This is a genomic window from Nocardia higoensis, from assembly GCF_015477835.1.
GTDB classification, from domain to species: Bacteria; Actinomycetota; Actinomycetes; order Mycobacteriales; family Mycobacteriaceae; genus Nocardia; species Nocardia higoensis_A.
The window spans coordinates 64,827-84,302 of record NZ_JADLQN010000007.1; the positions used below are offsets into that span (position 1 = coordinate 64,827).

General features: G+C 68.7%; 14 protein-coding genes and 1 pseudogene. 7 read left to right on the plus strand and 8 right to left on the minus strand.

Translation table 11 applies throughout. The features are described from left to right. Nucleotides 1–119: 119 nt before the first annotated feature. Nucleotides 120–3,233, minus strand: a complete 3,114-nt coding sequence (gene uvrA, locus IU449_RS25540; protein ID WP_195004709.1) for an excinuclease ABC subunit UvrA — start codon at nucleotides 3,231–3,233, stop codon at nucleotides 120–122. 258 nt (nucleotides 3,234–3,491) lie between these two features. On the opposite strand from uvrA, the gene IU449_RS25545 reads away from it, so the two are divergent. Then, the gene (locus IU449_RS25545; RefSeq protein WP_195004751.1) at nucleotides 3,492–4,106 is read left to right on the plus strand and encodes a response regulator; all 615 of its coding nucleotides are present in this window, start codon (nucleotides 3,492–3,494) and stop codon (nucleotides 4,104–4,106) included. 15 nt (nucleotides 4,107–4,121) lie between these two features. Here the strand turns inward: IU449_RS25545 and IU449_RS25550 are convergent, their stop codons facing one another. After that, nucleotides 4,122–4,928 (minus strand): sigma 54 modulation/S30EA ribosomal C-terminal domain-containing protein, encoded by an 807-nt coding sequence (locus IU449_RS25550; protein ID WP_195004710.1) that lies wholly within the window; start codon nucleotides 4,926–4,928, stop codon nucleotides 4,122–4,124. 137 nt (nucleotides 4,929–5,065) lie between these two features. Between IU449_RS25550 and IU449_RS25555 the strand changes: the two genes are divergently transcribed. Beyond that, nucleotides 5,066–6,817, plus strand: coding sequence for a GAF domain-containing protein (locus IU449_RS25555; RefSeq protein WP_195004711.1), 1,752 nt, complete (start codon nucleotides 5,066–5,068; stop codon nucleotides 6,815–6,817). A gap of 6 nt (nucleotides 6,818–6,823) precedes the next feature. Here the strand turns inward: IU449_RS25555 and IU449_RS25560 are convergent, their stop codons facing one another. Then, nucleotides 6,824–7,966: a beta-ketoacyl synthase N-terminal-like domain-containing protein gene (locus IU449_RS25560; protein WP_195004712.1), complete on the minus strand. Its 1,143-nt coding sequence runs from the start codon at nucleotides 7,964–7,966 to the stop codon at nucleotides 6,824–6,826. 220 nt (nucleotides 7,967–8,186) lie between these two features. Here IU449_RS25560 and IU449_RS25565 point away from each other — a divergent pair, with 220 nt between their 5' ends. Continuing rightward, on the plus strand, nucleotides 8,187–9,536 hold the full coding sequence (locus IU449_RS25565; RefSeq protein WP_195004713.1) for a diguanylate cyclase domain-containing protein: 1,350 nt from the start codon (nucleotides 8,187–8,189) through the stop codon (nucleotides 9,534–9,536). Between the two features lie 258 nt (nucleotides 9,537–9,794). Further along, nucleotides 9,795–12,005 (plus strand): HelD family protein, encoded by a 2,211-nt coding sequence (locus IU449_RS25570; protein WP_228805741.1) that lies wholly within the window; start codon nucleotides 9,795–9,797, stop codon nucleotides 12,003–12,005. Nucleotides 12,006–12,067: 62 nt separating this feature from the next. Here IU449_RS25570 and IU449_RS25575 read toward each other — a convergent pair whose 3' ends face one another. Together IU449_RS25575 and IU449_RS25580 are read right to left on the minus strand one after the other, a co-directional pair. Then, nucleotides 12,068–12,520, minus strand: a complete 453-nt coding sequence (locus tag IU449_RS25575) for a universal stress protein (RefSeq protein WP_195004715.1) — start codon at nucleotides 12,518–12,520, stop codon at nucleotides 12,068–12,070. A gap of 432 nt (nucleotides 12,521–12,952) precedes the next feature. Beyond that, entirely contained in the window at nucleotides 12,953–13,807 is an 855-nt protein-coding gene (locus tag IU449_RS25580; RefSeq protein ID WP_195004716.1) for an AraC family transcriptional regulator, read from the minus strand. 67 nt (nucleotides 13,808–13,874) lie between these two features. Between IU449_RS25580 and IU449_RS25585 the strand changes: the two genes are divergently transcribed. After that, nucleotides 13,875–14,345, plus strand: coding sequence for a VOC family protein (locus IU449_RS25585; protein WP_195004717.1), 471 nt, complete (start codon nucleotides 13,875–13,877; stop codon nucleotides 14,343–14,345). 42 nt (nucleotides 14,346–14,387) lie between these two features. On the opposite strand, the gene uvrB is transcribed toward IU449_RS25585, so the two are convergent. Continuing rightward, a complete protein-coding gene (uvrB, locus tag IU449_RS25590) occupies nucleotides 14,388–16,562 on the minus strand; it encodes an excinuclease ABC subunit UvrB (RefSeq protein WP_195004718.1) in 2,175 nt (724 codons plus the stop codon). 255 nt (nucleotides 16,563–16,817) lie between these two features. On the opposite strand from uvrB, the gene IU449_RS25595 reads away from it, so the two are divergent. Beyond that, a complete protein-coding gene (locus tag IU449_RS25595; RefSeq protein WP_195004719.1) occupies nucleotides 16,818–17,339 on the plus strand; it encodes a DUF402 domain-containing protein in 522 nt (173 codons plus the stop codon). A 67-nt stretch (nucleotides 17,340–17,406) separates the two neighbouring features. Here IU449_RS25595 and IU449_RS25600 read toward each other — a convergent pair whose 3' ends face one another. Together IU449_RS25600 and coaE are read right to left on the minus strand one after the other, a co-directional pair. After that, nucleotides 17,407–17,844 (minus strand): hypothetical protein, encoded by a 438-nt coding sequence (locus IU449_RS25600; protein ID WP_195004720.1) that lies wholly within the window; start codon nucleotides 17,842–17,844, stop codon nucleotides 17,407–17,409. A gap of 124 nt (nucleotides 17,845–17,968) precedes the next feature. Further along, nucleotides 17,969–18,913, minus strand: a pseudogene (gene coaE, locus IU449_RS25605) (dephospho-CoA kinase); the annotation flags it as partial. 311 nt (nucleotides 18,914–19,224) lie between these two features. Between coaE and IU449_RS25610 the strand changes: the two are divergent. Continuing rightward, a complete protein-coding gene (locus tag IU449_RS25610; protein ID WP_195004722.1) occupies nucleotides 19,225–19,434 on the plus strand; it encodes a hypothetical protein in 210 nt (69 codons plus the stop codon). Nucleotides 19,435–19,476 lie beyond the last annotated feature (42 nt).

A 19,476-nucleotide genomic window follows, 5' to 3' on the forward strand; every position in this document is an offset into this window, starting at 1 on the left:
CGCCGCTCCCCGAAGCGCTCGCGCTTCTCGCGCCAGACGCCCGGACCAGGACATACGACGGCCGGCACGCAGCAGCGCACCGGCCGTCGACGCGGAATCACCGGGCCACCCGGGAGGGATCAGCGCAAGGCGGCTGCCTTCCTGGCCGCGCGTTTGGCGGCGGCGTTCTCGGCGGGCACCTTCTTCGCGACCTTCGCCGGAGCGGCCGAGCTCTCCGCGGCCGCGCCGCTCTTGCTCGCAGGCGACTTCGGGGCGGGCCCCGATTTCGCCGCCGCCGACTTCGCGGCAGGTGCCTTCTTCCCCGCGGCGGCCTTCTTCGCCGGACGGGCCGCCGCACTCTTCGCCCGGCTCGCCTGCGGCGCGGCCGGGGCGAAGGTCGCCTGCGCCAGCACCTCCTCGAGGAACCGGCCGGTGTAGCTGGCCGGGGTCGCCGCGACGTCCTCGGGCGTGCCCTCGGCGACCACCGTGCCGCCGCCGGATCCGCCCTCCGGGCCCATGTCGATCACCCAGTCGGAGGTCTTGATGACATCGAGATTGTGCTCGATGACGACCACGGTGTTGCCCTTGTCGACCAGACCGTTGATGACCATCAGCAGCTTGCGGATGTCCTCGAAGTGCAGGCCGGTGGTGGGCTCGTCGAGGATGTAGATGGTGCGACCGGCCGAGCGCTTCTGCAGCTCGGCGGCCAGCTTGACGCGTTGGGCCTCACCGCCGGAGAGCGTGGGGGCGGGCTGGCCGAGGCGGACGTAGCCGAGCCCGACGTCGACGAGCGTCTCCAGGTAGCGATGGATCGAGGTGACCGGCTGGAAGAACTCGGCGGCCTCGTCGATCGGCATGTCGAGCACTTCGGCGATGGTCTTGCCCTTGTAGTGCACCTCGAGGGTTTCGCGGTTGTAGCGCGCGCCATGACAGACCTCACACGGGACGTACACATCCGGCAGGAAGTTCATCTCGATCTTGAGGGTGCCGTCGCCCGAGCAGGCTTCGCAACGCCCGCCCTTGACGTTGAAGGAGAACCGGCCGGGCTGGTAGCCGCGCACCTTGGCCTCGGTGGTCGCGGCGAAGAGCGTGCGGATCTTGTCGAACACGCCGGTGTAGGTGGCCGCGTTGGACCGCGGGGTGCGCCCGATCGGCGACTGGTCCACGCGCACCAGCTTGTCCAGGTGCTCGAGGCCGTTGACGCGGGTGTGCCTGCCGGGCACCTGACGCGCGCCGTTGAGCTTGTTGGCCAGCACGGTCGCCAGGATGTCGTTGACCAGGGTGGACTTGCCCGAGCCCGACACACCTGTCACCGAGGTGAGCACGCCCAGCGGGAAGGACACGTCGATGCCCTTCAGATTGTGCTCGGTGGCGCCGACGACGGTGAGCCTGCGTGAGGTGTCGACCGGGCGGCGCACCATCGGCACCTCGATGGCCTGCTGACCGGACAGGTAGGCGCCGGTCAGCGACTCGGTGTTGGTCAGCAACTCGGTATAGGGACCGCTGTGCACCACGCGGCCACCGTGCTCGCCCGCCAACGGGCCGATGTCGACCACCCAGTCCGAGGCGCGGATGGTGTCCTCGTCGTGTTCGACGACGATCAGGGTGTTGCCGAGATTCTTCAGCCGCGTCAACGTCTCGATGAGTCTGCGGTTGTCGCGCTGGTGCAGGCCGATGGAGGGTTCGTCGAGCACGTACAGCACGCCGACCAGGCCGGACCCGATCTGCGTGGCCAGCCGGATGCGCTGGGCCTCGCCACCGGAGAGCGTGGCCGCGGCGCGGGACAGCGACAGGTACTCCAGACCGACGTCGAGCAGGAAGCCCAGCCTCGCCTGCACCTCCTTGAGCACCTGACCGGCGATCGCGGTCTCGCGCTCCCCCAGCGTCAGGCCGTTGAGGAACTCCGAGCACGCGCCGATGGACATGTCACTGACCTCGGCGATGGACTTCTTCTCCGCGCCCGCGGCCAGGGTGACCGCGAGAATCTCCGGGCGCAACCGCGCACCCTGACAGACCGGGCAGGGCACATCGCGCATGTAACCCTCGTAGTGCTCCTTCATCTGCTCGGACTCGGTGTTGTCCATGCGCCGGTGCAGGAAGGGCATGACGCCTTCGAAGTCGGCGTAGTAGGAACGCTTGCGGCCGTAGCGGTTGGTGTAGGAGACGTGTACCTGATCGGAGCTGCCCTCGAGCACCGCCTTGCGCGCCTTGACCGGCAATTGACGCCACGGGGTGTCCATCGAGAAGCCGATCGCCTCGGCCAGGCCGGACAACAACCGGTTGAAGTACTCCGCGGTCTGACCGCGCGACCACGGCGCGATGGCCCCCTCGGCGAGGCTCAGGTCGGGGTCGGGAACCACCAGATCCGGGTCGACCTCCTTGCGGATGCCCAGGCCGGTGCAGTCCGGACACGCGCCGTAGGGCGAGTTGAAGGAGAACGACCGCGGCTCGAGATCCTCGATGTCGAGCGGATGGCCGTTGGGGCAGGCCAGCCGTTCGGAGAACCTGCGCTCGCGGTCGTGGGCGTGTTCGTCGCGATCGACGAAGTCGAGCACGACGATGCCGTCGGCCAGGCGCAGCGCGGTCTCGATGGAGTCGGTGAGGCGCTGCTTGGCGCTGGTCTTGACGGTGAGCCTGTCGACCACCACCTCGACGTCGTGCTTCTCCTGCTTCTTGAGCTTGGGCGGATCGGTCAGCGGATACACCACACCGTCGACCCGCACGCGGGAGTAGCCCTGGGTGTTGAGCTGGTCGAACAGGTCGACGAACTCGCCCTTGCGGGTGCGCACCACCGGCGCGAGCACCTGGAACTTGGTGCCTTCCGGCATGGCTAGCACCTGGTCGACGATCTGCTGCGGGGTCTGCTTGGCGATGAGCCCGCCGCAGACGGGGCAGTGCGGTGTGCCCGCGCGCGCGTACAGCAGGCGCAGGTAGTCGTAGACCTCGGTGATGGTGCCGACGGTGGAGCGCGGGTTGCGGTTGGTGGACTTCTGGTCGATGGACACCGCGGGCGAGAGACCCTCGATGAAGTCGACGTCCGGCTTGTCCATCTGACCGAGGAACTGGCGGGCATAGGCCGACAGCGACTCCACGTAGCGGCGCTGCCCCTCGGCGAAGATGGTGTCGAAGGCCAGGCTCGATTTGCCCGAGCCGGACAGACCGGTGAACACGATCAGACTGTCGCGGGGCAGATCGAGGTCGACCCCTTTCAGGTTGTGCTCCCGAGCTCCGCGCACAGTGAGGCGATCGGCCACCAGGTGAGTCCCTTCTCGATCAGGTACAGCGAACGAACAGACATGACCCCCGTTCGCCATGCTAGGCGCGCCCACCGACAAGTTCCCCGGATCGACGGCCCACGTCACATCCGCCGCGGGCCTCCCGCCCGGCGCGGTGCGCCCGGACGGTGAGCGAGATACGGTGAGCCGGTGGCTTATTCGTCCGGATCAGCGTCCGGCCAGTCGGGATCGGAACAGTCGGCACCGGGAAAGACAGCGCAAGGACGTGTACTCGAGGTGTTCCTGGTCGACGACCACGAGATCGTCCGGCGCGGCCTGATCGACCTGCTCGACAACGACCCGGATCTGCGGGTGACCGGCGAGGCCGGTGACGTGGCGGGCGCCCGCACCGGCATCCGCGCGGCCCGCCCGGACGTGGCAGTGCTCGACGTGCGTCTGCCCGACGGCAACGGCATCGAACTGTGCCGTGACCTGCTCGCCGAGGTCGAGGGGCTGCGCTGCCTGATCCTGACCTCCTACACCGACGAGCACGCCATGCTCGACGCGATCATGGCGGGCGCCAGCGGCTATGTGGTCAAGAACATCAAGGGTATGGAACTCGCCGAGGCGATCAAGGCGGTCGGCGCGGGACGCTCGCTGCTGGACAACCGGGCCGCCGAAGCGCTCAAGGCACGCCTGCGCAACGACACCGGACCGCTGGCCGGACTCACCGATCAGGAGCGCAGACTGCTGGCCCTGCTCGGCGAGGGCCTGACCAACCGGCAGATCGCCGCGCGCATGTTCCTCGCGGAGAAGACGGTGAAGAACTACGTGTCGCGGTTGCTGGCCAAGCTCGGCATGGAACGGCGCACCCAAGCGGCTGTGCTGGCGTCCAAGCTGCGCGACCGGTGAGCCCCGCCCCGTTTCTCAGGCAGGCAGCACGATGGTCAGATCGCCGTCGTAGCGGCGGTACAGCAGCCGTCCGCGCCGGGTGCGCACATCGGTGAAGAACAGCAGTGCCAGCCCGCGCCTGCACAGCAACTCGACCGCCTCGGATTCGGTCAGCACCGGCGCGGCCTCGGACCGCACATGGAGCGGGACCGGATCGAGCACGTCCTGATCGCGCTCGCCCTGGTGATCGGCGAGGCGGCTGGTGGTGCGCTGTCTGGTCAAGCTCACCCCGACCGGCTCGTTCCAGCAGACGATCGCGTCCTCGCCGGTGTCGGAATCGGTGAACAGGTGGGCGTCGTAATCCATCGCGTCCATCACCGCGGTGGCCTCGGCGGGCGTGCCGATCAGCAAGCTGCAGTGTTTGCGGCGCACGATCGGCCGCGTGGGGGTCACCTCGGCCAGCGGCGGGCGAGCGGGATCGGGCCAGTCGCGACCACGCCGGGCGGCCAGGCGGGTCAACTGACGGTCCAACCGCTCCACGGCGAAGGTCACCGCGAATCCGCGCGGCCCGGTGACCTGCACCCGGGCCGGGGTGTGCGGCAGGCGGACGTTCGCCTGAACCACATTCGGGCGATCCCGGTCGTCGGCGCCCAGTGGCGCGGGGGCGGTGATGCGTACGCGGGCGGGGACGTCGAGATGGTGGCGGCGCAGTACCCGGCCGATCGCGCGCACCGCGCGGGTCACGTCCGCGGGCGCGACATCGCCGCGCGTGGTGACCGCCAATTCCGGATCGGCCGCACTGGACCAATGCTCGGACAACGACAGCGCTCCGGTAGCACCCATGTGACACCCCTGCTCTCTCAGCACCCGGTGGACCAGTCTCCCGGCCGCGGTGGCGGGGCGCACAGGGCCGAAAGTCCCCGATGCGCGGACTAGAATTGCCGAGCGCGGCGGTTGCGCGCCGAGGGGACGGGAAAATCATGATCGATCGGGGCGAGGACCGATACTCGGTGCGCGACAGCACTTCTCGGGCTCGCCTGCGCGAACTGCTCGCCGAGGTCGAGAACCGGGTGGAGCGGATCATCGATTCCCGAGACCGCATGGACGGGCTCGTGGACGCCATGCTCACCGTCACCTCCGGGCTCGATCTGGACGAGACGCTGCGCGCCATCGTCCGCACCGCCATCAGCCTGGTCGACGCCCGTTACGGCGGCCTGGCAGTGCGCGACCGCGACGAGCAGGTGACCCAGTTCATCGAGGGTGGCGTGGACGAGGAGGTGCGCGAACGGATCGGCAGACTGCCCGCGGGCCATGGCGTGCTCGGGGCGGTGTTCCGCCGGGTCGATCCGCTGCGCATCGACGAACTGGCCGCCCACCCGGAGTCGGTCGGTTTCCCGGCGGGGCATCCGCCCATGAGCTCGTTCCTCGGGGTGCCGATCCGCATCCGCGACGAGGCGTTCGGCAGTCTCTATCTGACCGACAAAGCGTGCGGGGCGGCGTTCACCGACGACGACGTGGCCCTGGTCCAGGCGCTGGCCGCGGCGGCGGGCATCGCGGTCGACAATGCCCGCCACTACGAGTCGGCCAGAACTCGGCACGCCTGGATCGAGGCCACCCGGGACACGGCGACCGACTTCCTGGCAGGGACCGACGCCGACGAGGTGCTCACCCACGTGGTCGAGCACGTGGGCGCGCTGACCGGTTCCCAGCGGTGCTTCCTGGCCTGCGTGCCCGACGGCCCGATCGCGCCCGGCGAGCCGACCGATCTTGTGATCATCTGCTGGTCGGGGGCGGGCGAGGGACATGCGGGCACCGTCATCCCGGCCGAGGGCACCGTCCTCGGCGACGCCCTCGAACGCCGAGGGCCGCTGCGGTACGAGGAGTCCGCCGACCGCGACTTCGGCGTGCCGTTGCCCGACGCGGGCCCGGCCCTCGTGGTGCCGCTGAGCACCCCGGACGAGACGCTGGGTGTGCTCGTCGCCGTGCGGTCCGCCGATTCGCCGCACTACCCCGACGAATTGGTCGAACTGACCACCGCCTTCACCGATCAGGCGGCGATGGCGATGCAGCTGGCCGACGCGCAGCGCCGGATGCGCGAACTCGATGTGCTCGCCGACCGGGACCGCATCGCCCGCGATCTGCACGACCATGTGATCCAGCGCTTGTTCGCCATCGGGCTGACCTTGCAGGGCGCGATGCCGAAGGTGGACGTGCCCGAGGTGCGCAACCGTCTCTCGGCGGTGGTCAACGAACTGCAGGAAGTCGTGCAGGAGATCCGGGGCGCGGTGTTCGACCTGCACAGCACCGACGACGGCGAGGGGCTGGCGCAGCGGCTCGAAGACGTGGTCCGCAGGCAGACCGACGATTCGGCGCTGCGGTCCACGGTGCGGATGAACGGCCCGCTGTCGGTGGTCGACGGCGAGCTCGCCGATCACGCCGAGGCGGTCGTGCGTGAGGCGGTCAGCAATGCCGTGCGGCACTCGGGCGCGGACACGCTCACCGTGGAGATCAGCGTGGACGACGAACTGACCATCGTGGTCAGCGACAACGGCTGGGGCGTGCCCAAGCGGGTCGCGCGCAGCGGCCTGCGCAACCTCGAGCAGCGGGCGCAGCAGGCGGGCGGCCGGTTCGACGTGCGCCCGGCTCGGGAACCGGGCGCCGGCGGACTGCCGGGCGCGCTGTTGCGCTGGTCGGTGCCACTGCCCGCGCAGGAGAAGAGCGCGGGCGAGTAGGACGGCTCAGGCCGGTCCCAGCACCACCATGGAATTGTGACCGCCCATGCCGAGCGCGGACTTCACCGTGATGCCGCCCTCGAACGGCTGTACGCCGTCGAGCAGCCGCGGGTGCGCGGTCGCGACGACCGGCGCGGCAGGCACCACCCCGCGCTCGTAGGCCAGCGCCGCGACGGCGATCTCCACGCCCGCGGCCGCGCCCTGGCTGTGGCCGGTGAGCGGTTTGAGCGCGTACGCCCACGGGCGGTCGTCGAATACCGCCGCCATCAGATGGCGTTCGGCAGCATCGCACTGCTCGGTACCGGTGCCGTGCGCGTTGAAGTAGGCGACCTCGCGCGGGTGCACACCCGCCTGCGCCAGTGCGGTGCGCACGCAGTCGACGATGTGCGCGTGTGTGGGTTCGATGGACACCACGTGGTGGGCGTCGCTGGTCATCGCGCCGCCCAGCACCGTCGCATACGGCCTGCCCCGGTCGCGGCTGAGGACGAACGCCGCCGACGCCTCGCCGAAGCCGAAGCCGCGGCTGCCTTCCTGGAACGGACGGCAGGCGGTGAGCGGATCGGCGTCCGCGACGGCGGCGCCCAACCGGACGAAATGCTCGACCATGTCCGGGGTGCAGGACATGTCCGAGGTCACCACGACGACGTCGTCGGCGATTCCCGCATCCAGCCACAGCCGCGCGCAGATCATGGCGGCATTGCCCGAACTGCAAGCCGCGGAGACGTTCATCGAGGGGCCGTGGAAGCCGAATTCGCGCGTCACCATCGCGATCGGCGTGGACGGCAGCAAGGTGAGGTAATCGCGCGATTCCCGGTGACCGCCGTCGACGATGTAGAAATCGCGCCAGTTGCGGACGTCGCCGAGCACGATCGCATGGATGACACCGACGGTCCGGCCGGGTTCCCAGCCACGGTCGACAGCGTCGGCGACCGCCTCACGCACCGAAGCCTGGACCGCGCGCGCATAGCGGTGTTCACCGACCTCCGGATCACCTCCCTCCGGGACGAGCGCGATCCAAGCGTGTTCGTCGCGCCCCGCCCCGTATCCGGGATGCAGCGCGGCGGCCGATTTCCCGCTGATCAGCCCGCGCCACAGCGCCTCGACGCCCCATCCGTATCCGGTGACCGCGCCGATCCCGGCGATTCTCATGTCGTGTCGCGGTCTCGATCCGACGTCCGGCATACCCGCTCCTGCCCTGTCCCGGCCACCCCTGCGGCCCGGAACCCCACCTTTCCACGGCCCGTGCCCTGGTGTAATGATCATGCTCGGGGTGATCGCGAAATTCCGCGCCAGAATGTGAGCTGGACAACAGCGGTGGCGGTGTGGTCTTTTTCAGCCATAGTCAGGTCTACGATCGGGGGTCGACGAGGTGGGTGAGGAGCTTACGAACGACGCGGTCGACGCCGAGCAGCTCGCCCAGCGTTATCGGGCGCTGATCGAGCACACACCGGACGGGATCTGCGTGCACGAGCACGGGATCGTCGTCTACGTCAACCATGCCGCGGTGCGGCTCGTCGGCGCGCACGACGCGAGCGACGTCGTCGGTCAACCGCTCACCCGGTTCGTCGACCGCAGATTCGTGCCCGCGATGCTGCATCGCATCAGCAGACTGACCACAGCGGGCGCGGCCTCGGCGCCCACCGAGATGGAACTGCGACGCCTGGACGGCAGCACCGTTCCCGTCGAGACCGTCTCGGTGCTCACCCCGTGGTACGACCACTACGCCTACCAGGTCGTCATCCATGATCTGAGCGCGCAACGCGCCGCCGAGGACGCGCAGCGCCGCGCCGAACAGCACTTCACCGCCGTGGTCTCGCAGTTGGAGGAAGGCGTGGTGGTGATCGCGCGCGGCGGCGTGATCGAATCGGCCAATCCCGCCGCGCTGCGCATCTTCGGCGCGGTGGAGCACGCCGACGACCTGATCGGCCGCGCCATCGAAGACCTGCCATTGGTACTGCTCGACGCCAACAGCAAACCTCTGCCGGTGACCGAGCATCCGATGGCCCGCACGCTGGCCACCGGCGAACCGTTCACCGGCTACATCTTCGGCGTCGACCGGCGCGACGGGCAGCGGCGCTGGCTCTCCGGCAGCAGCAGGCTGCTCAATCCCGGCGACCGATATTCCTCGGCGGTCTCGTCGTTCTCCGACATCACCGAGTTCCGGGCCAGCCGTCGCCAGCTCGAGTACCAGGCCACCCACGACTCGCTGACCGGGCTGGCGAACCGCGCGCTGATCCTCTCGCAACTGGCGGGCGCTCTCGCCGCCACCAGCGACGATCTCCCGGTGACCATGGTGCTGTTCATCGACCTCGACGAATTCAAGTCGATCAACGACTCGCTCGGCCACGCCACCGGCGACACCGTGCTGCAGATCGTGGCCCAACGGCTGCAGCGCGCGCTGCGCGGCGGCGATCTGATCGGCAGGCTCGGCGGCGACGAATTCCTGGTGTTGCTGTCCGCCGATCCGGCCCGGGTCGACATGGACGACATCATCGAACGGTTGCGCGCCGCGATGGCCGAGCCGATCATCGCCAACGGGCACCGCATCGAGGTACGCGCCTCCGTCGGCGGCACCGCCCTGGCGCCCGGCGACCCACGCACCCCGGAAGCGGTACTGCACGACGCCGACGTGGCCATGTACCGGGCCAAGCCGCCGGGTCGTCGAGACCGTTTCGGCACCGGCCACCACCGCGGCATCGACTCCTCGCACGTGGGCTGACACCGCGTTCACCCGGGCACCACTACTCGGGGCCTCGGGTGACAGCGACTGCGGCGAACTCCCAGTAGACTCGACAGCTCTGTTTTCCGCCGTGCGCGTATGCCTCCGCGCACGGTATCCCCACGCGGCGCTTCCCCAGCGGACAGCGGCATCGAGAAGGAGTTCACAGTGCCCGACCGCCTCCCCTTGGCCCGCGACACGACCGACGCCGCTGCCGAGCGTGACCGCGAGATCGCCCGCGAGCAGGAATACCTGACGATGCTCTACGACCGGCTCGACGGGATGCGCGCCTACACCCAGAACCGGTTGCGCACCGTTCTGCTGGAGAACAGCGGGGCCCCGCAAGCCCGCAGCGAACGGGAATCGTTCACCCAGCTCTACACCGAGGAACTCGCCAAGTTCGACGCCGCCGAGCACGGTCTGTGCTTCGGCCGCATCGACTTGGCGGCCGAGAGCGAGGAACCCCGATATATCGGCAGGCTGGGCATTCTCGATGAACGCGACGACTACGCCACCCTGCTGCTGGACTGGCGCGCGCCGATGGCCCGCCCGTTCTACCTGGCCACCACCGCCGCTCCGGACGGGGTGACCCGGCGCAGGCACATCCGCACCCGCAACCGCTCGGTCACCACGATCACCGACGAGTATCTCGACCTCGACGCCGCCGAGCGCGCGGGCATGGTCGCCGCCGGGGGCGGCGTCGGCAGCGAGAGCGCGCTGCTGGCCGCCCTCGACGCCGCACGCACCGGGCACATGACCGACATCGTCGAGACCATCCAGAGCCAGCAGGACGCGATCATCCGCTCCGAGCACAAGAGCGTGCTGGTCGTCCAGGGCGGGCCCGGCACCGGCAAGACCGCTGTCGCCCTGCACCGCGCCGCCTACCTGCTCTACAACTTCCGCCAGCAACTGGCCAAGTCCGGCGTGCTGATCGTCGGCCCGAACGCCACCTTCCTGGACTACATCGGCCAGGTGTTGCCCTCGCTCGGTGAGACCGGCGTGCTGCTGTCCACCATCGGCGACCTGTATCCGGGAGTGAAGGCGACCAGGGCGGACACCCTGCGCGCGGGCGAGATCAAGGGTTCGCTGCGCATTCTCGAGGTGCTCAAACAGGCCGTGCGCGAACGCCAGGAGGTGCCCGCCCAGCCGATCACGCTGTCCTTCGACGGCTACCCGGTGACGCTGGACAAGAAGATCGCCACCAGGGCTCGGGGCCGGGCGCGGTCCTCGCGCCGCCCGCACAATCTCGCCCGACCGGTGTTCGCCACTTCCGTCATCGACGCACTCACCGAGCAGCTGGCGCAGACCATGGGCGCGGACCTGTCCGGTGGGCCGAGTCTGCTCAGCCGCGCCGACCTGGCCGAAATCCGCGACGAGATGAAGTCCGATCCCGTGGTGCAGGCCGCCATCGGGCGGCTGTGGCCGCTGCTGACCCCGCAGCAGGTCCTCGCCGACCTGCTCGCCGACCCGGACCGCCTCGACAGGGCGGCCCGCTCGCTGGAACCGGAGGAACGCGCCGAACTGCTTCGTCCGGACACCGGTGAATTCAGCGCCGCCGACGCTCCGCTGCTCGACGAACTGGCCGAACTCCTCGGTGTGGACGACGCCGAGGAGCGGGAACGCGCCCGGCGGCGCTGGCGATCCAAGATCGCCGAAGCGCAGGACGCCCTCGACATTCTCACCGGTTCCGCGCCGCAGGACCTCGAAGACGATCTCGATCCGGAGATCCTGATGGCCTACGACCTGATCGACGCCGCCCAGCTGGCCGAACGTCAGGATGTGCGGGCCACGCTGACCGCCGCCGAACGCGCGGCCGGGGATCGCACCTGGACCTACGGGCACGTCATCGTCGACGAGGCGCAGGAACTCTCGGAGATGGCCTGGCGGATGGTCATGCGTCGCATCCCGAACCGGTGGATGACGGTGGTCGGCGATGTCGCCCAGACCGGCGATCCGGCGGGCGCCTCGTCCTGGCGGGAAGTGCTGGAACCGTATGTCGCCCAGCGCTGGAAGCTGACCGAACTGACCGTCAACTACCGCACTCCCTCGGAGATCATGTCCGTCGCCGCCGACGTACTCGCCGCCATCGATCCGGGGGCGAGCGCGCCGCGGTCGGTGCGCGAATCCGGGCACCCGCCGGTGGCGCACCGAGTCGGGCGTGACGAGCTGGCCGGCCGGGTCGCCGCCGTGGTGACCGAACGGCGGGGACCGGGCACTGCCTCGGTGATCGCGCCCGCCGACCTGATTGCCGAGCTGGCGGAACTGGAAGGCGAATCGGTGCGGGTGCTGACGGTGCAGCAGGTCAAGGGTCTGGAGTTCGACGACGTGGTGCTGGTGGAACCCGCGGGCCTGATCGAGGAGTCCCCGCGTGGGCTCAACGATCTGTACGTGGCGCTGACGCGCGCCACCCAGCGGTTGATCGTCGTGCACTGCGCGGACCTTCCCGAGGTGCTCGCCGCGCTCGCCTGACCCGACACACACGAACTCCGCACCCCGGAACACGCCGGGATGCGGAGTTCGCAGGGACCGATCTAGCGCACGGTGTGCACGATCAGCACGTCCGAGCGCGACTTGCGCGCGACATCGGAGGGCACCGAACCCAGCAGACGCCCGGCCAAGGTGTTCAAGCCCCGGTTGCCGACGACCAGCAGGTCCGCGTCGGTCTCCTTGATCAGCGCGAGCAGCGACTCGACGGGCTCGCCCACGATCGGGCGCTCGACGATGTCCTCGGCGCCCGCGGCAGCGGCCTTGTCCCGGGCGATGCGCAGGATCTCGGTGGTCGGAGCCGACCCGCGGACCTGGTAGGCCTCGTCCTTGAGCACATCGGCGGCCGCGGCGATCTCCCGGTCGTCGGTCGGGTAGTAGGCGCAGGCCACGATGAGGGTGGCTCCGGCGTCGGCCGCCAGCGCGGCGGCCTTCTCGACTGCCACGTACGACGAGTCCGAGCCATCGGTACCGACGACAATGGTCCGGTAGGCGGTCATTTCTCCTCCAACTATGCGGGTCGGGTGCCTACGCTCAGCACTCCCGGCATGTCGGGCTCCGGCGCGGCGACTGGATCGACGATAGCCCCTCCGGGTGCGAAAACCGCATAATTCGCAACACATCACACTTCGCCATGTCATCCCGGCACCGATTCCGGACCGGCCGCGATTGGGCCCGGCCCCGACCCACCAGGGCGGATGAGAATTCTCCGGCGCACATCCTGTGAACAGTCACAACGATTCCGAAGAGGCTTGGCACGCTGGGATATTGATCACAACGAGGTGAATCGCCACGCTCGTCGAACTCGGCCCCGTCCCGACGCGCGACGCGGCCGTTGACCAGTCCTGTTACCCGGACCACAGCAGATCTCGCCGAAATACGAATGCAGCCGTCATCGGTGTCGGGATGCCGCCGAAAATCTGCTGCCGGAATTACCGGGCGGCATGCCGAACGGCGTCGGGCACAAATCGACCGGATCCCGCCGCGGAATGTCGCGCATACTCCGAGGGCGACATTCCGATCTCCGCGGCGAACTCCCGGGAGAAATGTGCCTGGTCGAAATAACCGAGTTCCACCGCCAGCGCGGCCAAATCCGTGATATCGCCGCGCGCGAGCAGATCCGCTCCGTCCTGCAGTCGATGGCGGCGCAGCACCCACTTCGGGCTCGCGCCCACGTATCGGGCGAACATGCGCTGCAGGGTGCGGATCGACACCCCGAATCGCTCGGTCACCTGGTCCACCCGGGTCAGCTCGCGATCGTGCTCCATCGCCTCGACGATGCGCAGCACCAGGCGATACACCTCGTCCGGCTCACCCGCCCTGGCCGCCAGCCACTGCTCCACCAGTGCGCGACGCGATCGATCGTCGTCTTCGGCGAGTACCCGTTCGCCGAAGTCTTCCGAGTCCGGGAAGACCTCGCGCAGTTCGACACTGCGATCGCGGAGCGCACCGACATCCGAGCCGGTATACGCGCCGAAACCGCCCGGGCGAAAGCGCACACCGAATACTCTTCCCGCACCGGTCAATTCGCGCGTATAGCGGGTGGTGACCACACCGTTGACGAAGGCGCCCGTGCGAGTCGCGCTGCGTTCGAAGGTCATGTTCACACATGGGAACGGCAGCACTTCGGCGCGATATGCGGGCCGGTCGCGCAGGTCCCAGTCCACCAGCCAGTACCAGTGCACGAAGCGGCCCACCGACGGTCCGGGCCGCAGCCGGCGCAGGCTGCGATGCCGGGACTGCTCACGCGGATGCAGGATGCCTTTCTCCCCCGGGTCAGCCTCCATGGCGCGCTCCGCCGGATTGTCGCCTTCTTACAAGCTCGCCGCGCCGCGGGTCGGCAGACTCGAAGCCATGACAGCGAAGGTGAATCCGATCCCCGACGGCTACCACTCGATCACGTGCTTCCTGGCGGTCGCCGACGGCAACGCGGCGATCGACTTCTACTCCGAGGTGTTCGGAGCCGAAGTGCTCAGCCGCAACGACCTGCCCGACGGCAGCCCCGCGCATGCCGAACTGCGTATCGGCGATTCCACCGTCCAGGTCGGCCTTCCGGTGCCCGAGCACGGCGTGCTCGCCCCCAACGGCGAATGGGTGCACACCTCGATCGTGCACTACTGCCCCGATGTCGACGCGGTGATCCGGCGGGCCACCGAACACGGCGCCCGCGGCGTGGAAGAACCGCAGACGTTCGTCACCGGAGATCGCTTCGCGGTGGTTCTCGACCCGTTCGGGCACCGCTGGGTGGTGATGACCCGGGTGGAGGACGTCTCCCGCGAGGAAGGCGAGCGCCGCGTGAACGAGTGGCTGGCCACCCAGTCCTGATCGACCGGAAGAAACTGCGACGCGGCACGGCGCGGGCACGGCTCAGCTCAACCCCGCGGCATCCATGCCGCGCAGTTCCTTCTTCAGATCCGCGATCTCGTCACGCAACCGACCGGCCAGCTCGAACTGCAACTCCCGCGCGGCATTCATCATCTGATCGGTGAGCTGAGCGACCAGATCGGCCAATTCGGCGCGCGGCATCGTCTTCACGTCGCGGTCCTCGAGCACACCCGCGCTCATCGCCCGGCCGGGCTCGCCCTGCGCACGGCGACCCCGGCTGGCGTTGCGGCCCGAGCCGCCGATCTCCACCTCGGTCTCCTCGGCCTCGCGATAGACCTGATCGAGGATGTCGGCGATCTTCTTGCGCAGCGGCTGCGGGTCGATCCCCATCTCCTCGTTGTAGGCGATCTGCTTGGCCCGGCGCCGCTCGGTCTCCTCGATCGCGTGCTGCATGGAGTCGGTGATCTTGTCGGCGTACATGTGCACCTCGCCGGAGACGTTGCGCGCCGCACGGCCGATGGTCTGGATCAAGCTGGTGCTGCTGCGCAGAAAGCCTTCCTTGTCGGCGTCGAGAATCGCCACCAGGGAGACCTCGGGCAGGTCCAGCCCCTCACGCAGCAGGTTGATGCCGACCAGCACGTCGTATTCACCCAGCCGCAGTTGCCGCAGCAGCTCCACCCGGCGCAGGGTGTCGATCTCGGAGTGCAGGTAGCGCACCCGCACGCCGAGACCGAGCAGATAGTCGGTGAGATCCTCGGCCATCTTCTTGGTCAATGTCGTGACCAGCACCCGCTCGTCGCGGTCGGTGCGCAGCCGGATCTCGTGCAGCAGGTCGTCGATCTGGCCGTTGGTCGGCTTGACCACCACCAGCGGATCCACCAGACCGGTCGGGCGGATGACCTGCTCGACCACCTCGCCGCCGGTCTGCCCCAGTTCGTAGGGCCCGGGAGTGGCGGACAGATAGACCACCTGACCGATCCGCTCGGCGAACTCCTCCCAGGTGAGCGGGCGATTGTCCACGGCGGATGGCAGACGGAAGCCGTACTCGACCAGATTGCGCTTGCGCGACATGTCGCCTTCGTACATGCCGCCGATCTGCGGGACGGTCACGTGCGACTCGTCGATGACGAGCAGGAAATCCTCCGGGAAGTAGTCCAGCAGCGTCGCGGGCGCGGACCCGGCCGGGCGGCCGTCGATGTGGCGGGAGTAGTTCTCGATACCGGAGCAGAAGCCGACCTGGCGGATCATCTCCAGGTCGTACTGGGTGCGCATACGCAGGCGTTGGGCCTCGAGCAGCTTGCCCTGCCGTTCCAGTTCGGCCAGCCGCTGTTCGAGTTCGGCCTCGATGTCGGCCACCGCACGTTCCATCCGGTCGGGGCCCGCCACGTAGTGCGTGGCCGGGAAGATGCGCACGGTGTCCACCTGACGCACCACGTCGCCGGTCAGCGGGTGCAGGTAGTACAGCGCTTCGATCTCGTCGCCGAAGAACTCGATGCGCACGGCGAGTTCCTCATAGGACGGGATGATCTCGACGGTGTCGCCGCGTACCCGGAACGATCCGCGGGTGAACGACAGGTCGTTGCGGGTGTACTGGACGTCCACCAGCAGCCGCAGCAGCGCGTCGCGATCGACCTCGGAGCCGACCTCGAGGGCCACCGACCTGTCCAGGTACGACTGCGGGGTGCCGAGGCCGTAGATACACGACACCGAGGCGACCACCACCACGTCGCGCCGGGACAGCAGACTCGAGGTGGCGGCGTGACGCAACCGCTCCACGTCGTCGTTGATCGAACTGTCCTTCTCGATATAGGTGTCGGTCTGGGCGATGTAGGCCTCGGGTTGGTAGTAGTCGTAGTAGGAGACGAAGTACTCGACCGCGTTGTGCGGAAGCATCTCGCGCAGCTCGTTGGCCAGCTGGGCGGCCAGGGTCTTGTTCGGTGCCATCACCAGCGTGGGGCGTTGCAGTCGTTCGATCAGCCACGCGGTGGTCGCCGACTTTCCGGTGCCGGTGGCGCCGAGCAGCACCACGTCCTTCTCACCGGCGCGGACGCGCCGCTCGAGTTCGGCGATGGCGGCGGGCTGGTCACCGGCCGGCTTGTGCTCGCTGACCACCTCGAAGTGGCCCTCGACACGCTCGATGGAGCCGACCGGGCGGAACTCCGAGTGCGCGAGAGGCGTGCTCTCGTCCTCGGCGGGGATCTCGGTAGCGAAAGCCATGACACCAGCGTAATTGCGGGGACCGACAGAATCCCTGGAGCGGGCCGGACTCCCCTCCGGCCCGGCCCGGCTCACCGCCCGGTCCACCGGTGAGGATCCGGATCGGAACACGCGCTCGGGCCGCACCAGGATAGGCCATCAGCTACCATTCAGCAACATATTCGCCGGTCGACTATCCGGACCGGGCGGTACGGCAACCTCCCCCTACCGGTCGGTCGGACGCATCGTCACGTCGGCACCGGTAGATTTCGATCCATGACGCAGGCACCCGTGCACGTGCACCGGCCCAAGGTCGAGCACTTCGATGTGGCGAACAAGACCAACACCGACCCGAAGGGTTTCGTCCGCACGGTCGAGCGTTACCAGGTGGAACCGTGGGGGCTGTACATGGCGCGACACTCCGATCACCCCGAGTTCCACTACCTGCAGTCCTGGCTGCTGCCGCGACTGTCGTTGCGCGTCACCGTCTTCGATTTCACCCCGGCATGTCCCCGCGATCAGGATTTCTACCTCGACCTCGGCGTCTTCGCCCAGGTCGAGCCGGACCTGTGGCGTTCGGTGGACCACTATCTCGACATCGTCGTACGAACCGGACGCGAGACCGAACTGCTCGACGTGGACGAGCTTCTTGCCGCGCACGCCACCGGTTTGCTGACCGCCGCCGAGGCCCAGGCCGCCGTGGAGAACGCGACTCGCACGATCGACGGAATCGCCGCGCACGGATACTCGCTGGAACGGTGGCTCGACTCGCTCGGCGTCACACTCACCTGGCGCTGAACAGACCGGAAAACACGTATGGCCCGGCGGAGATCCGCCGGGCCATACGCACGGATTCGAGTGCGGATCAGCCCGCCGACAGGCTCGGGAGCAATCCGCCGAGGCCGCCGCCACAGGACGCGCTGCCGGTGAATCCGCCGGATCCCTCGGCGACCTGGACGGTCACCGAGTCGCTGATCAGCAGCTGCCTGGCCTCCAGCCGGTGCGAACCGGCGGTGGTCGGCTTCCACTTGATGGTGACCTTGTCGCTGAGGATCGAGGGCTTGACCGGGCTGCCCGGGATCGCCACACCGTTGTCGGTGAATTTGACCTCGGTCAGCCGGTCGATGTCGACCCGCGCGGTCAGGGTGTAGGAGCAGTCGACCTTGTGGTTCTCGCCGGACACGGAGAGATCGCCGACCCAGGCGGCGGCGTGCGGAGCGGTGAGAACCGCGGTGGCGACCATGGCCCCGAAGGCCGACGCGCCGAAACCGGCGCGCCGCAGGTGACGGTGTGATGCTGTCATGGGCGTTGCAACTTCCTGTCTTCCCTACCCACTCGTGTGGGTAGGCGTCACGCTACACAGACGGAGGCAAGCCCACGGCTATTTCTGAAATAAATCCTTTTAACTAGTTCGGGTTCTGCGGCGTGACCTGAACGCGCACGATCGCGGGCCTACCGGGATCGGCGCTGCCGTACAGGCGCTCCCCCGGCTCGGCATCGTTCGCGCCGCCGGGCAGCGGGGGAAATCCCGACGCGGTGAGCACATCACGCAGACCGTCCGCGGTGGGCTCGTCGACCACGTTCACCCTGATGTCGAGCAGATCCCGCGCGGGCAGTTCCGGCACCGAGGTCGGACCGATGTGCTCGATGCTCGATGCCGCGCCACCGCAGGCCACCCGCAGCCGGGCGATGAGTCGCCCCGCCTGCGCGGCCCAGCCGGGATCGGCTGTCAGAAGCTCGGCGCCCGCCTCCGCCGCGATGCCGGTACGCAAGTTGCGTTCGAACGGGACCAGGCGCCGCTCCCACAGTTCGTGCACGACCGGTTCGATCGCGCCCTCCGGACCGCTGTTGTCGAGCAGCACGTCGGCGACCGCGCGGCGCTGCTCGTCGGTGGCCTGCGCGGCGATCCGAGCACGCGCGTCACTTTCCGGCACACCGCGGAATTCGACCAGCCGGCGAATTCTCGTCGCGGCGGGAACATCCACGATCACCACCAGATTCATGAACGGCGCGAGACCGTTCTCCACCAGCAGTGGAATATCCTGCACAATGATCGCGTCGGCCGGCGCGGCCCCGATCAATTCCGCCGTGCGCTTGCCGACGAGCGGGTGGGTGATGGAATTCAGTGTCGTCCTGGACTCGTCGTCGGCGAATGCCTTGGCCGCCAGCGCGGGCCGATCCAGGCTGCCGTCCGCGGTCAGGATATCCGAGCCGAACGCTTCGACCAGCGCCGCCAGCCCCTCGGTCCCCGGCGCCACCACCTCCCGGGCGATGATGTCGGAATCCACGATCACCGCCCCGCGCTCGGCGAGAATCCGCGCCACCGTCGACTTGCCCGCTCCCATGCCTCCGGTGAGGCCGATCCGCAACATGCGCTCAGTCTCGCATCCCCGGCACAGCCGGACCTCGACGGGCAGCGCGGCGGGCAGCGCGGCCCCGCACCGGTCCACGGGTGGGTGCTTCGTTACCGGTCACCATTCTTTTTGCTCGTACCGTGATATTACCGAGACCAGCTCGCAACATAATTCCGCCCGAGGCCGGACATCGGCGGCAAACTTACGACACGCGACGTAATTACCTTCGCAAAATACGTTGGAAGCGGGCTCGTTCGACTAATCTTCGCCGTGGCGAATCCATCCGCACGACCCCGATCCGAACACCGAGCGAAGGAACTCCATTGCGCATGAGAATCCGCCGAGCGGGTCGCCACCGCCTCGGCATGGCAGGCGGGGTGCACTGCCTCACGATCCCCGCTGTCGCGGCCGCCTTCGCCGAGCATCGCCGGCCGTGGCCGACCTCGCTGCGGCAGCCTGCCCGGCACAGTCTGGCCGCCCGCCGCCGGAGGACTCCGGCGCCCGCGACCACTCGTTGGGTGCCCGCCACCGCGAGCTGATCCCACCTGTTCTCGATGGCCCGGCCGCACGGCTGGGCCATT

What these genes read in the sequence shown, in the direction of transcription:
- IU449_RS25550 (WP_195004710.1), bottom strand. Translation starts at nt 4,928, where the DNA reads ATGGGTGCTACCGGAGCGCTGTCGTTGTCCGAGCATTGGTCCAGTGCG.
- IU449_RS25555 (WP_195004711.1), top strand. Translation starts at nt 5,066, where the DNA reads ATGATCGATCGGGGCGAGGACCGATACTCGGTGCGCGACAGCACTTCT.
- IU449_RS25560 (WP_195004712.1), bottom strand. Translation starts at nt 7,966, where the DNA reads ATGAGAATCGCCGGGATCGGCGCGGTCACCGGATACGGATGGGGCGTC.
- IU449_RS25570 (WP_228805741.1), top strand. Translation starts at nt 9,795, where the DNA reads ATGCTCTACGACCGGCTCGACGGGATGCGCGCCTACACCCAGAACCGG.
- IU449_RS25575 (WP_195004715.1), bottom strand. Translation starts at nt 12,520, where the DNA reads ATGACCGCCTACCGGACCATTGTCGTCGGTACCGATGGCTCGGACTCG.
- IU449_RS25580 (WP_195004716.1), bottom strand. Translation starts at nt 13,807, where the DNA reads ATGGAGGCTGACCCGGGGGAGAAAGGCATCCTGCATCCGCGTGAGCAG.
- IU449_RS25585 (WP_195004717.1), top strand. Translation starts at nt 13,875, where the DNA reads ATGACAGCGAAGGTGAATCCGATCCCCGACGGCTACCACTCGATCACG.
- uvrB (WP_195004718.1), bottom strand. Translation starts at nt 16,562, where the DNA reads ATGGCTTTCGCTACCGAGATCCCCGCCGAGGACGAGAGCACGCCTCTC.
- IU449_RS25595 (WP_195004719.1), top strand. Translation starts at nt 16,818, where the DNA reads ATGACGCAGGCACCCGTGCACGTGCACCGGCCCAAGGTCGAGCACTTC.
- IU449_RS25600 (WP_195004720.1), bottom strand. Translation starts at nt 17,844, where the DNA reads ATGACAGCATCACACCGTCACCTGCGGCGCGCCGGTTTCGGCGCGTCG.
- IU449_RS25610 (WP_195004722.1), top strand. Translation starts at nt 19,225, where the DNA reads ATGAGAATCCGCCGAGCGGGTCGCCACCGCCTCGGCATGGCAGGCGGG.